This is a genomic window from Enhygromyxa salina (assembly GCF_000737335.2).
In the GTDB taxonomy this organism is placed as follows: domain Bacteria; phylum Myxococcota_A; class Polyangia; order Nannocystales; family Nannocystaceae; genus Plesiocystis; species Plesiocystis salina_C.
Genome location: NZ_JMCC02000039.1, coordinates 72,117 through 85,076 on the forward strand (window position 1 = coordinate 72,117; position 12,960 = coordinate 85,076).

Genomic DNA, 12,960 nt, shown 5'->3' on the forward strand with positions numbered 1-12,960 from the left:
GGCAGCCTAGTCTTCGCCTGGTCCGTGGGCGAATTACTGATCCAACGACCAAATCGACGACTCCGAGTCCGGGTGCCTTCCATACTCTACCGTGATCCAACGACCAAATCGACAACTCCGAGTCCGGGTGCCCTCTATATACTCCCCCCAACCATGCCCGCCCCCCCCGAGCGCACCCTGCGAGTGCTACCAACGCGCGATCGCGTAGCAGAGCACCTCCGCGAGCGAGTCCGCGCCCAGGGTGTCGCCCTCGCCCTAGGCGTAATCGACCTACGCTCCCTCGAAGATCGCCTAATCCGCGCCACCCAGCTCAACCCAATCGGCACCACCGAGTCCCGCCTGGTCGTCAGCGCCGTCGCCCCCGACGCCGCCCGCGGCACCACCCTCGCAGAGCTCGCCACCCAGCCCGGCTTCGCCGAGTCGTTCCTCGAGCTCTGGGACACCCTACGCCGCGCCGGCATCGATCGCCTCGGCTTCGAGCGCCTCGCCACCCAGCTATCCCGCCGACCCGACAGCCTGAGCGGCCGCCGGTTCACCGCGCTGGCCCGGATCGCCACCGCCTACGAAGCCCGCCTGCACGCACGCGGCGCGCTCGACGGCGTGGCCGCCCGCGTGCGCCTACCGCGGGCGATCTCCGAGCTCGGCCGCCACCGCTTGGCCAGCTTGGTCGACGGCGCCCGCGTGATCGAGGTCGAGCGCAACCCGGAGTTACCGGTGATCCGCGCGCGAATGTGGGAGGCGCTCGCGCGCGCAGGTCTGGACGTCACCGTCGAGGTACCCGTGCTCCCACCGGGCGACGATGACGTGGCGCCGGAGCTCGTCGGCGCGCTCGAGCTGCTGCGCCGCAACTTGGTCGAGGAGGCGCCGAGCGTCGACCTGCGCCCGATGCCGCTGCTCCACGACAACGCCAAGCTCGCCGCCGCGGGGTTGATCCCCTTCGTGCCGCCAAGCCGCGCCCGCGCGCTGGTCAGCGCGACCGTCCGCAACAAGCTCGAGCTGATCGACGCCGAGGACGAGCGGGCGGCGCTGCGCGGCGTGAGCGCGGCGATTCGAGAACTGCTGCACGAAGGCGTCGCGCCACACCGGGTGACGATCGCGGTCCCACGCCTGGGCCTCGCGCGGCACCGAGTGCTCGCGGCGCTCGACGCTGCTGAGCTCCCGTGTGAAGAGACCCGCGGCCAGCCCGTGCTGCAGGCGGCGCCTCTGCGGCTCACGCTCGCGCTGATCGACGCGGCCGAGCGCGAGCTGCCCCGCGAGGCGCTCGCGGGCGTGCTCGAGTCAGCCTACGTAGCCCGCCGCGACACCACCGCTCTGTTGTCCGCCCTGCGCGAGGCTGGTTCGCGCGACAATCGGGGGATCGGGCACCTCGGTCGGCTCCGCGCCCACGCGGACAAGCTTGCCCGCCAGCCGCCAGCGCCATTCGGTGCGGCACCCGCCGAACCACCGATCGACCTACCGCCAGCTCCGCCGATCGATCCATTCGACGACCCATTCGACGCGCTCCTCCACGACGAGTCAGATCAGGCGGACCTGCCAGATCATCCAGACGCCAACGGAGTCCCCCCCTTCGAGCACGACAACCATCCCAGCAACGCCGACTCCGTCGACGAAGACCCCCACTTCGACGAAGCACCCCCCTTCGACGAGGACACCCGCTTCGAAGACCAGGAGTACGAGCACGCCACCAACTCCGCGGAGGCCCCACCAACAAAGACCGACCCCGCCCGCGCCCAGCAGCGACGCAACGAACGCGCCGCCCGCTACCACCAGCTCGCAGACCGCTGGCAACGCCTGTTCGCCAAGCTTCGCCTGCGCCGATCCGCCACCCTGCGCGAGCACCTCGACGCCGTGTTCGCGGCCCTGCGCGCGCTCGGGATCCCACGCCGCTGCCTCGCGCTGCCCGAGCTCGGTGACGGCACCCGTGAGCGTCGGCTCGAGCGGGACGCCGTCGCGGCGTTGGCCCGGGATCGCGCGGCGTTGGAGGCTCTCGAGGCGGCCGGCCACGGGCTCGATGACGCCGCCGCCGCCGTCGGGGTCGCCGACGCACAGGTCTCGCTCACCGACTTTCGTGCCCACCTCGAGGCCGCGCTCGCGGGCGTGCGCGAGCGGCCGGCCGGCGTCAGCGGAGCGGGGATCGCCGTGCGCGACCTCGTCGATCTATCTCGCTCCCCCAGCGACTACGTATTCGTGATCCATGCCGTCGAAGGCGAGCTGCCAGGGTCCGGGCGCGTGCTGCCGTTCTTGGATGACGAAGACCGCCAGGCGCTCGACCGCGCCGCGGGCCGCCCCGTGCTGGGCACACCGACGGCCGCCGACGCCGGCACCTTCGCGCTCGCCTGCGCGGGCGTGCGCGAGCGCTTGGTCCTCGCCGCGCACCGCCACGACGCCGACGGCCGCGAGGTGATGCGGTCGCGCTACTTCGCAGCGCTGGCCGTCGCGCTTGGTCACGATCACCCGCCGCGAACCCTGGACGCTGGCGTGGTCCCAAGCTTCTCGCAGGCCAGCACGCGCGGACAGCTGTTGACCCGCATGAGCATGCTCGCCCGCGAGGGCCGGCCAGTCGCGACGCGGCGTGACAAGCTGGGCACAGGCGAGCTCGAGCGGGCACTCGACTGGGCCCTTGGCCACGCGCACGACCTCGCCCGCGCGGGCGTCCACCTGCCCGAGCACAGCCGCGCGCTCGCCCTGACCCGCCTGGACTTCAACTGGACCGGCCAACGCGAAGCCGCCCCGGGCTTGGTCTGGCAGGGCTCGGCGACCTCGCTGGAAGACTACGCCGCCTGCCCGTTCCGGTTCTTCGCGCAGCGGGTCTTGCGGGTCCGCCCGCCGCCGTCGATCCGCGACGAGCTCGACGCCGCCGAGCAAGGGAGCGTGCGCCACCTCGTGCTCGCGGAGGTCATGCAAGCGCTGCGCGACCAGGGCCTGACGCCGCTCGAAGGGGGCGATCGCACCGGCCACGAGAACCGCCTGGCCCGCGAGGTCTGCGAGGCCGTCCTCGATCGTTGGCAGCACTACGAGCGCACCGGCCCGCTGCCGCTGTGGTACCTGCACCGCGATCTGGTGGTCCGCGATCTCAGCCGCACGCTCGAGGGCGAGCGTCGATTTGCGATCGAGGCGTGGGAGCCCGGCGAGTTCGAGATCGGGTTTGGCGTCCCCTCCGAGGCGGGCGACGGCACGATCGAGGGCGTGCCCCTCGCAATCTTGGACCGCGACGGCGCGCGTCGCTTCGAGCTCGTTGGCCGGGTCGATCGCATCGACTACCGCGGCGACGGGCGCGAGCGCGAGGGCCTGATCATCGACTACAAGTCCGGCCGCGTCGGCGATCGCATGCGCTTCGATCAGCTGGCCCGCACGCAGCTGCAGCTCCCGCTGTATGCCGCGTGGCTCGCAACCCGCCGCCCGGATCTTGGCGACGCCGACGCGGCTTATGTGTCACTGCGCGACGGCGAGCGCTCACAGGCCAGCTTGCTAGATCTGTGTCTGTCGAGCATCGAGCTCGACGGGTTGTTGGCGCTGGATCCCAACGAGCGACGCGACCTGCGAGCGCGCGCCGCGAACGAGCTGCCCGCGCCAAACGATCCCGCGACCGAGCCACAAGCTCGAGTGGGCCCGCCAGACGTCGCCGCCGGGGCGTTGGACCTGCCCGAGATCGGCCAGCGCAACCTCGCCGACAACGTGTGGGCGCTGCTCGGCGGGGTCGCGGAGGGCCGGTTCGACGTGCGCCCCCACGACCCCGGACGCGCGTGTCGCTATTGCTCGTTCGGTCCAGTATGTCGGGTCGAGCGCGGCGACGAGCTCGACGAGGGCGACACATGAACGAGCTCGAGCACGACGACCCACGGGGCCCGGGCGGTTCGAACGACGCCAACGATCACGCGTCCGAGCAAGGATCACTCGAGCTCGACGCCAACCTGGTTTTGGCCGCGGGCGCGGGCGCGGGCAAGACCCACGCGCTGGTCACCGTCGCGCTCGGGCTCTACGTTGGCGCCGGTCAGTCGCAGCGCGAGCCACTCGACCCCGCGCAGGTCTGGGCGGTGACCTTCACCGAGAAGGCCGCCCGCGAGCTGCGGCAGCGCATCGTCGCGCGTGCCGGTGCCCTGGCCGACAACCCCGAGGCCGCGCTCGCAGAAGAGCCCGAGCTGGCGCAGATGCTTGGTGATCGCCAGCTGGGTGCGCCGCGCTGGCGGGCGATCCTCGACCAGCTCCCGGCCGCGCCGATCGGCACCTTTCACTCGCTGTGCGGGCAGCTGCTGCGCAGCTTCGCGGTCGAGGCCGGCGTCGATCCCAGCTTTGGCGTGCTCGATGAAAACGCCGCGAACGAGCTGTTCGCCCGCACCCTCGACGAGGTGTTGCTGCGCGAGCTCGAGGGCGGCGATGACGGGGATGACGACTCGCACACCCGCGCCGCCGCCCGGGCGCTGGGGGGGCCCGACACCTTGCGCGCGGCGCTTCGTCGCCTGCACGGCAAGCTTGGCGAGGAGGGCCGCGATCCGCAGTCGTTGCTGACCGACGCCGAGGGCCAACCGCAGCCGGGCTTCGATCGCAAGCTGGCCTGGGCCAGCTTCGCCGACGCTTGCCAGGCGCTGTGCGACAGCATCGCGCTGCTCGAGGAGTCCCGCGAAGATCGCCTGCGTCCCACCCTGCGCGCGCTGGCGATCGAGCGCCGCCGGATCGGCGACTGCGAGCCGCGGCAGGTCGACCGCTGGTACCCGGCAATGGTCCGCGTGGCTGGCCAACGCCGTGGCAAGGGCACCCTCCCCAAGCGCGCCAAGCGGGTGTGGGAGCCGTTCGCCGCGGCCTGGGAGCAGGTCCAAGACTGCGTGGCGAGCCTCGAAGAGCAGGAGCTCGCGCGCCGGATCGTCGCATTGCTCGACGCGATCTCGCGCGCCTACGCGGCAGAGAAGCAACGCCTGCAGGTGTTGGACTTCGTCGACCTGGTCCGCGGCGCCCACGATCTGCTCCGTGATGATCGGGTCGTGCGCCGGCAGGTGAAGCAGCGGCTCGGCGCGCTGTTGGTCGACGAATTTCAAGACACAAACGGGCTGCAGCTCGACCTGGTGCACCTGCTCGCGGAGGCCCGCGATCACGAGCGCGCCGTGCCCCGCGGCGCCCGAGCGAGCGCCCTGCTCCCGCTTGGCGCTCGGTGCTTCGCCGCCGTCGGGGATCGCAAGCAGTCGATCTACGAATTCCGCGGCGCCGACGTCTCGCTGTTTCAGACCCTCGCCGCGCGGGCCCGCAGCGGCGGCGCTGGCCTGCGGCTCCACGCGCTGCGGCGGTCCTGGCGATCCCGCCCCCGGCTGGTCGAGTTTTGCAATCAACTGTTCGCGCGCCTGCTGATCAGCGACGACCCCGAGGGCTTCGCCGTCGACTGGATCGAGGACGTCGATCGCCTGACCCCGGTCCGCGAAGATCACGAAGACCAAGCAGGGATCCCCGCCGTGCAGCTGCTGTGCAGCGATCCCACCGAAGACGCCCGCGCCCGCCGAAGCCAAGAGGCCCGGCGCATGGCCGAGCACCTGCGGCTGCTGCTCGACGCCCGGCCGCCGCTTGGGCGCAGCGACGCACAGGGCCGACCCAAGCCCTTGCGCGGGGCCGACGTCGCGATCTTGATGCGCACCCACAGCCACGTCGCGCGCTACCGCAAGGCCCTGAGCGAGCTCGGGATCGCCTCGGTCGTCGTCGGGGGTCGGGGCTTTTACGCGGCCCGCGAGGTCCGCGAGCTGGCGGTCTTGATGTTGGCGATCGCGGATCCCCGCGATCCGCTGGCCTCTGCAGGCGTGTGGCGCTCGCCGGTGTGGGGCATCTGCGACGCGAGCATCGTCGAGCTGGCCGTCGCCGAGCAGCTGCGCGTTGCCGATCACGTGGCCGGCTGCGCGATCGAGCTGAGCGCCCCCGAAGACGCCGCCACGGTCACCCAAGTCGCGCGTCTGATCGACCGCCTGCACCACGAGCTCGATCGCCTGGGACCGGCGAGGGTGCTGCGCTTCGCGGTCGATCGCCTGGGCCTGCGCCAAGTGCTGGCGTGGGACGACGCGGGCGAGCAGCGGATCGCCAACGTCGACAAGCTGATCGCGCTGCTTGGCTCGCGCGAGTTCGCGGGGCTCGGCGCCGTGGCCACCGCGCGCCGCTTGCTCGAGCGTGGCGAGGATCTGCTCGATCGCGAGGCGCCCGCCGAGGTCGCCGCCGCGGCCGATCCCGACGCCGTGCGGATCATGACGGTGCACGCAGCCAAGGGGCTCGAGTTCCCGGTCGTGATCGTGCCCGAGCTTGGCGCCGAGCCGCGCGGTCAGGAGGGCCCGGTCGTGTTCGAGCGCGAGCTGGGCCTCGCGGTCGTCAGCCCCGATCTCGTCGGTCGGCGCCGGCCCAGCCCCCACGCGCAGGCGATCAACGAGCGCCTCGCCGCCCGCCGCGACGCCGAGAGCCGGCGGCTGCTCTACGTCGCGTGCACCCGCGCCCGCGACTTGCTGGTGCTGATCGGCGACGCGCCCGAGGGCCGGGGCGCCGAGGGCAATTGGCGCAAGCTCATCGACGCCGCGCTGCCCGAGCTCACCGAGCTGGTCGAGGTCGTCGACGCGGGGCCGGTGATCCAAACCGAACAAGACGGGCCAACCAGCGCGATCCAGTGGCTGCTCGAACGGGTCGACGCGGTCCGCCGGGCGGCCACAGACGCCCCGGCCCCGGCCGACGCGAGCCCGACCGCCGCCCCGCTCGCAGATCCCACCGACACCCCATCACCCACCCCACCGACACCACCGGACCCCGCGCGCCAGGCCACCGACGAGTCCCCCGAGCAGCTCGACCGCGCCTACGCCCGCAGCGAGGCCCTGCACCTGCGCGACTGCGAGCTCGAGGTCTCGCTCTCGGGTCTGGCCGAGTTCGACAAGTGCCCGCGCCGCTATCTGCTGACCCACGTGGTCGGGCTCGAGACCCCGGTGCACGAGGAGCGCGAGGCCATGGTCGGCCTGCAGCTGCTGCCCTTTGTCCCGCGCGAGCGCGGCAACGAGCACGATTCGGGGGATCGCTCCCCGCCGAGCCTGTCCGAGGCCCGCGCCCGCGGCCGCTTGGTCCACTACTTGCTCGGAAGCGTGGATCTCGATCGCCTTGGCCGCGATCCCGCCCGGGCGCTCGACGGCTTCGCCGCCCAGGATCACATCCCCGATAGGCTGTGGTCCGAGCTTCGCGATGACCTGCTGCGCTTTGCCGCGCGCCCGTGGGTCCACGAGCTGATCGAGATCCAGCGCAGCGATCCACGCCGCGTGCTGCGTTCGCTGCCCTTTGCCCTGCAGGTGCTTGGCGAGCATGCCCCGCAGGCGCCCCCGGTCGAGCCCACCACGCGGCCGCAGCTGGATCTGTTCGCGCCGATCACGACCGCCGCCGCCCCGCCGCCCGAGGGCTGCGTGATCGTGCGCGGTCGGATCGACTTGGTCTGGATCGACGACGACGGTCGGCTCAACGTGGTCGACTGGCAGTACGGCCGCGCGCCGCCGGATCCTGGCTCGATCCTCGATCCAGATCAGGTCGCCGGATTTCGCCGGCTCACCCAAGCCTGGGCGCTGCGGCGGCTGTGGGGCGACGCGATCGCCCTGCGCGCGGGCGCCGTGTTCCTGCGCGAGCAACAGCCTGACCCGGGCCTGCGAGAGCTGGACGCCGCCACCCTCGCGCGCTTCGATCAACGTCTGCGCGGAACCGCGGCGCGGCTGCTGCGGGTCGAGCTTGGGGAGGACGCGACCGCGCAGCCTTGGCCCAAGCTCGAGCAACCCGCGGCCTGCGGCGAGTGCATCCACATCGCTCGTTGTTGGCGCGCTGACCCAGCCGATTCCGGGGGTCCCGAGGCGGACAATCACGACCCCGGTGATCGGTGATTGTCCGGCAGCTTCACTTGGCATACCCTCCGCCGCCATGGACCTCCGCAGCGAGTCTTTCGAGTCAAACGGGCCAATCCCCGGAGAGTTCGCGTTCTGCGTGCCAGCCGAGCAACCGGCAGACAGCCCTGTCAGCATGGCCCCCAACCGCAACCCTCAGCTGGCGTGGAGCGACGCGCCAGAGGGCACCAAGTCCTTCGCCATCATCTGCCGCGATCCCGACGCCCCGGCGACGGCCGAGGACGTCAACAAGGAAGGGAAGATGGTCTCGTTCCGGGTTGCCCGCGTCGACTTTTGCCACTGGGTACTGATCGACATCCCGGCGACCGCAACGCAGATCCCTGCTGGCTCGCACAGCGACGGGGTCACCGCGGGCGGTAAGCCGCCGGGCGCCACCCCCAATGGCCAAGGACTGCAGGGGGTCAACGACTACACCGGGTGGTTCGCCAACGACGAGAACATGAAGGGCGAGTACGCCGGCTACGACGGCCCATGCCCGCCGTGGAACGACGAGCGCCTGCACCACTACCACTTCACGATCTACGCCCTCGACGTCGAGACCCTGGGCCTATCGGGTAGCTTCGACGGGACCGCGGCGCTCGAGGCAATGGAAGGCCACGTGCTCGATCGGGCCGACTTGGTGGGCACGTACACGCTCAACCCCAAGGTCTCCGTAGCTTTGTCCAGCTAGAGAGGCGAACCGCCAAATCCCACGCACCAGTGTACGGCTGGCACGCGCGATTTAGCGGTTCGCCTCTCTAGGCGCGATCTCGCCCCGAAAACTTTTCGCCCTGCACGAATCGCTGGTCTGCGAATCGCTCGCTGCTCTTCTTGCGCTTGACCCCTTGGCCAGGGCCGCGTGATGCTCGCGCGACCATGCCTCGCGCCAAAGCTTTTGATCCTGATATCGTCCTCGACCGCGCAATTGAGCTGTTCTGGCGACGCGGCTACGAGGGCGCCTCGATGGCCAAATTACTCGAATGCATGGGGATCAGCCGCCAGAGTCTATACGACACGTTTGGGGACAAACACAGACTCTTCTTGGCGGCCATAGACCGCTATTGCATCAATCTCCGCAGCGAATTCGAGCGTATCGTCAGCACCCAGGCGTCCGGGACCGCGGGCATTCGTGCAGGCTTTGATTGGGTCAGGAGCGAGGTCGTCGAGCACCCCGAGCACCGCTCGTGCCTCATGGCCAATTCGGCGCTCGAGCTGGGCCAGCGCGATCCCGAGCTGCGGGCCCGCGTCGCCGAGCATCTGCTCGAGATCGAAGAGGTGTTCTTCACCGCGCTCGAGCGGGACAACGTCACCGGGGAGATCAACGGTAAGCGCGACAACCGGGCGCTCGCGCGCTTCTTGACCAACTCGATGCACGGACTGGGCGTGCTGTCCCGGGGCGGGGCTTCGCAGTTGGCGGTGCGGGATACGATCGAGACTACGCTTTCCGTGCTGACGGTGTGAGCGGGTCCGTGGCGTCTCACGGACCAGCCTGGAAACGAGGGGCAGTCATTGAGTGTGATTTCGGTGATCCGAATGGCGGGTCGTTGCGGCCAAGAGAATTTTGCGAAGTGAGCCAAAAAGAGCGGGGCGCCAGCAATACTTGCCGGCGCCCCGCTCAGGTCTCACTTCTTCGGTGGGTTGTTGCCGCGGCCGCTCCCTGAGGGCTTTCCGGTCGTGCTGGGTGCGTTTGCGGGCCGTCCACCGCCCTTGCCTCCGCCACCAGCCTTGCCTCCGCCCCCAGCCTTGCCTCCGCCGCCGCTCTTGCCACCATTGTTATTGCTGCTCATTGGAACTCTCCTTCTCCTCGATCGAGGGGCGGGCAGCCTAATGTCCAATTTCACGTCGGCAACCCCAGCGCCCAAAAAATGCCGGCCACCGTCACAACCGCCGGCCCTGCAGCTGCAACCAGTCCCACAGCGGCGGCGGCACCTCGACATCGAGCGTCGCATGAGCCCCTCGAGCAGCGCCGACCCTGACAGCTCCTGCACCGGGCACAGCGACGTCCACCCAAGCCAAGGCGGTCAAGCGTCCCGTTTTGGGCCGCCCGCCGGCGCCGCCGGGTTCTCCGCTTGCCCGCAAGCCCCATCGCCCACTAGCATCCCTTCACACCATGTTCCGCCCCACCGACCTCGACGATAGCTGGGGTTCCATGATCAGATGACCGAACGAGACATGGAGCGTGAGCTCCGAGCCGCCCAAGACCGCAATCGAGCGCTCCAAGACGCGCTGCGAGCACGAACGACGCTGAGCCTGAACAGCCAGTTCCTGCTCGACTCGCTCGACGTCGAGGACACGGTCGTCCTACCCCGCGCCGAGGCTACATACCGCCCGCCCGGGTTCGTGTCTCGGCTCCTGCCCAAGGGGCTGTTTCGCACGCTCGAACAACGCCTCGCCGAGTTGCGAGCCTTCAACGACACCATGACCGGTGTGGAGGTCACTCGCGCGGAGATCCTCCTGCACGCTGACGTCGAGCGCCAGGTACTCAGCGAGCGCTGGCTCGAGTGGGCCGACGCCTATGTCCAACAACGGCTCTCACGTACGAACCCCAAAGATTTAGGCAACCCGTTGCTCACCTACCTGCGGATCTACGATGAGCTGTTGCCGTGGCTCGATGAGCTCGCCTATGGCGATCCGGAGAACCGGAGGATCGACAGCGTTCACCGTCAGATCCTCGGCTCGGTCGTGGAGTACATCCCTTGGCGCCTCTATCATGCGACGTGGAGTTCGTGGGTCTCGCCGACGCCCGGCGGTAACGCGACCTTTGCCCCCGATATCCTCCTGAGCCCGCAGCTCGTCGAGGTTTGTCGCCACCACCTGGACCTCTACCGGTTCTACTCCGCCGCGGCTCTCGACTTGGTGCTCGATCAGACGACCCCGGCTCCGGGCGTGAGCGACCACGACGCTCGAGTCGAGCTGCAGTCCCTCGCCAACGACATCGAGGAGGTCCGCCCCTTTCTCGTCCGCGCGATGCGACCCGAGCGGTTCATGATCATGCTCGGCGAACATCTGCATGCTGCACCGATCTGGATCTTGCTGCGCGGTCACCTCGCGCTGGTCTTCGCCGGGTCCGAGCGCCAGCTACTCGAGGGGATGCAACGCCAGCACTATCCCTACCAGCTCATGATCGGCTTCGACGGTCTCCTGCGTCACCCGCTCTTTCACTGGCGCACGGCCGCGCAGCTTCCGGCGCCAGCGCTTGGGGCCAACCTCACCGTCGTGCGTGCGATCCACACGAAGCTGCTCGCTGCCTTCGCACGCATCGATGTTGCTGCCATCTTGCGAGAGCCTCGCGCGGCCAACGAGCAGGAGATCGAGCCCCTTGCCCAGGCCAACGCGCTGCTTGCAGAGGCCGACGGTGAGGATGACACCTCCGACGGCCGGGATCCCAAGCTCGGGTCCTTGCGTCTGTCCCCGCGCATGAGCCAGCTGCTCACCCGTCTCGAGCGCGACTTTGACTGCCGCGTTCGGGCCGGCAAGGGCAGCGAGATCTCGATCTATCGGCCTGGAGGTCGGATCTTCACGCTTGGCCGGCACAAGCGCAACGACCGGATCCGTTGGCCCCACGTCCGCCAGATTCTGCGGACGCTGACGATCGATGAGGCCGACTGGGTTGCGTCGATCTGGCAGCGATCGTGAACCGCCACGTGTGAGGGCGCAGCAGCCAAAGCCCGCGAGCAGAATGCTCCGAGAGGCTCGCGTTCACTCATTCGCACTTGACCTGAACATCGGACTACGTACAATATATGAATGTCCGATGCCGCGACATTGCATGATTCGTTGAGCCAAGACCAGCTCCAGGCAATCGGCGATGAGATCGCTACATTTGCAGCACGTATCGACGTCGCCGAGCATGCCCTCATCACGCGGCTTCGGGTCTTCGATGCCCACGAAGCGTGGGGCGGCACGGGGTTTCTCTCATGTGCGCACTGGCTCAGCTGGCGGATCGGTATTGGGCTAAAGGCGGCACGCGAGAAGGTCCGGGTTGCGCGGGCGCTCGGCACATTAAAAGCGGTTGATGCGATGTTTAGCCGGGGTGAGCTCAGCTATTCAAAAGTCCGGGCGATCACCCGCGTCGCCACGCCCGAGAACGAGCAAGAGTTCATTGATGCTGCGGTCCACGCGACCGCGTCGCAGATTGAACTTCTGACCCGGGCCTACAAGCGCTGCCGCGTAGAAGCCGAGATCCCTGGCGAATTGCCGCGAGACCAGCGCCGCTTCGTCCGGCGCGCCGAGACCCTTGGGGGCATGGTTCGCATCGAGATGCAGTTGACCCCGGAGGAGGCTGCTGTGGTCTGGGAGGCCATGCAATCAGCCATGTCTACCGGCGAAGCTGGGGCTTCCGCGGAGGCCTCCGTGGCGCCGTCGCCGACCGCTCAGGCGCCCAACACACAGGCTTCCGCGGAAGCCTCCGCTGATCCGACCCAGGCACAGGCTTCCGCGGAGGCCTCCGCGGGCATGCCTGCAGATCCCCTGGCCGCCACCTACGGCGAGCAGCTGCAGCAACAGCAGGCCGACGCGATCGTCAATATCGCCCGGGCGTATCTACAGCACAGCCCCCGCACGCTCAGCTCCGGCTATGAGCTGGTCGTCATCACCTCAAAGGATCAGCTCGAGCACGGTCCCGGTGGGGTCGGTGGGTTCTTGCGTGACGGCACGCCAGTCCCGCTGCACGTGGCGCGCATGCTGGCGTGCGACAGCGCCCGGGTCGACGTCGTGACCGGTGCGCAGGGGCAGCTACTCGACATCGGTCGCAGCACGCGTTCGATCCCCTCCGCGATCACCCGCGCACTGTGGCTGCGTGACGGCGGGTGCCGGGTGCCCGGCTGCGGTCGAAAGCGGCATCTTCATGGTCACCACATTCAGGCGTGGGCCGAAGGCGGCCCAACTCGCTTGGCAAATCTCGTGCTCGTCTGCCCCGGTCACCATCGCATGATTCACGAGGGCGGGCTGTCCGTGGAGGTTCGAGCTGACAAGATCATGTTCATCGATCAGCGCGGTCACACAGTACTGGCCGCGCCCCCGCGCGTCGGGAGTGGCCAAGATTTAGCGAGGCTCGCGCCTCAGACCGACGAGGCGAGTAGGTCGCGTCGGCCGCCGG

General features: G+C 69.3%; 6 protein-coding genes. All 6 read left to right on the forward strand.

All coding sequences use genetic code 11. The features are described from left to right. The first annotated feature begins 153 nt into the window (after nucleotides 1–153). The gene (locus tag DB30_RS16255) at nucleotides 154–3,816 is read left to right on the forward strand and encodes a PD-(D/E)XK nuclease family protein (RefSeq protein ID WP_052549871.1); all 3,663 of its coding nucleotides are present in this window, start codon (nucleotides 154–156) and stop codon (nucleotides 3,814–3,816) included. Then, entirely contained in the window at nucleotides 3,813–7,862 is a 4,050-nt protein-coding gene (locus DB30_RS16260) for a UvrD-helicase domain-containing protein (protein WP_052549874.1), read from the forward strand. The genes DB30_RS16255 and DB30_RS16260 overlap by 4 nt, the downstream gene beginning before the upstream one ends. A gap of 37 nt (nucleotides 7,863–7,899) precedes the next feature. Next, the gene (locus DB30_RS16265) at nucleotides 7,900–8,553 is read left to right on the forward strand and encodes a YbhB/YbcL family Raf kinase inhibitor-like protein (protein ID WP_052549876.1); all 654 of its coding nucleotides are present in this window, start codon (nucleotides 7,900–7,902) and stop codon (nucleotides 8,551–8,553) included. Between the two features lie 185 nt (nucleotides 8,554–8,738). Beyond that, nucleotides 8,739–9,323 carry a TetR/AcrR family transcriptional regulator gene (locus DB30_RS16270; protein ID WP_052549878.1) on the forward strand — a complete coding sequence of 195 codons (585 nt, stop codon included), beginning with the start codon at nucleotides 8,739–8,741 and terminating at the stop codon, nucleotides 9,321–9,323. A 696-nt stretch (nucleotides 9,324–10,019) separates the two neighbouring features. Further along, nucleotides 10,020–11,498, forward strand: a complete 1,479-nt coding sequence (locus DB30_RS16275; RefSeq protein WP_052549879.1) for a protein kinase family protein — start codon at nucleotides 10,020–10,022, stop codon at nucleotides 11,496–11,498. Nucleotides 11,499–11,609: 111 nt separating this feature from the next. Beyond that, on the forward strand, nucleotides 11,610–12,960 hold a 1,351-nt coding region (locus DB30_RS16280; protein WP_052549881.1), incomplete at its 3' end, for an HNH endonuclease signature motif containing protein.

Coding starts and splice junctions, on each gene's coding strand:
- DB30_RS16270 (WP_052549878.1), top strand. CDS start 8,739: ATGCCTCGCGCCAAAGCTTTTGATCCTGATATCGTCCTCGACCGCGCA.
- DB30_RS16275 (WP_052549879.1), top strand. CDS start 10,020: ATGACCGAACGAGACATGGAGCGTGAGCTCCGAGCCGCCCAAGACCGC.
- DB30_RS16265 (WP_052549876.1), top strand. CDS start 7,900: ATGGACCTCCGCAGCGAGTCTTTCGAGTCAAACGGGCCAATCCCCGGA.
- DB30_RS16255 (WP_052549871.1), top strand. CDS start 154: ATGCCCGCCCCCCCCGAGCGCACCCTGCGAGTGCTACCAACGCGCGAT.
- DB30_RS16260 (WP_052549874.1), top strand. CDS start 3,813: ATGAACGAGCTCGAGCACGACGACCCACGGGGCCCGGGCGGTTCGAAC.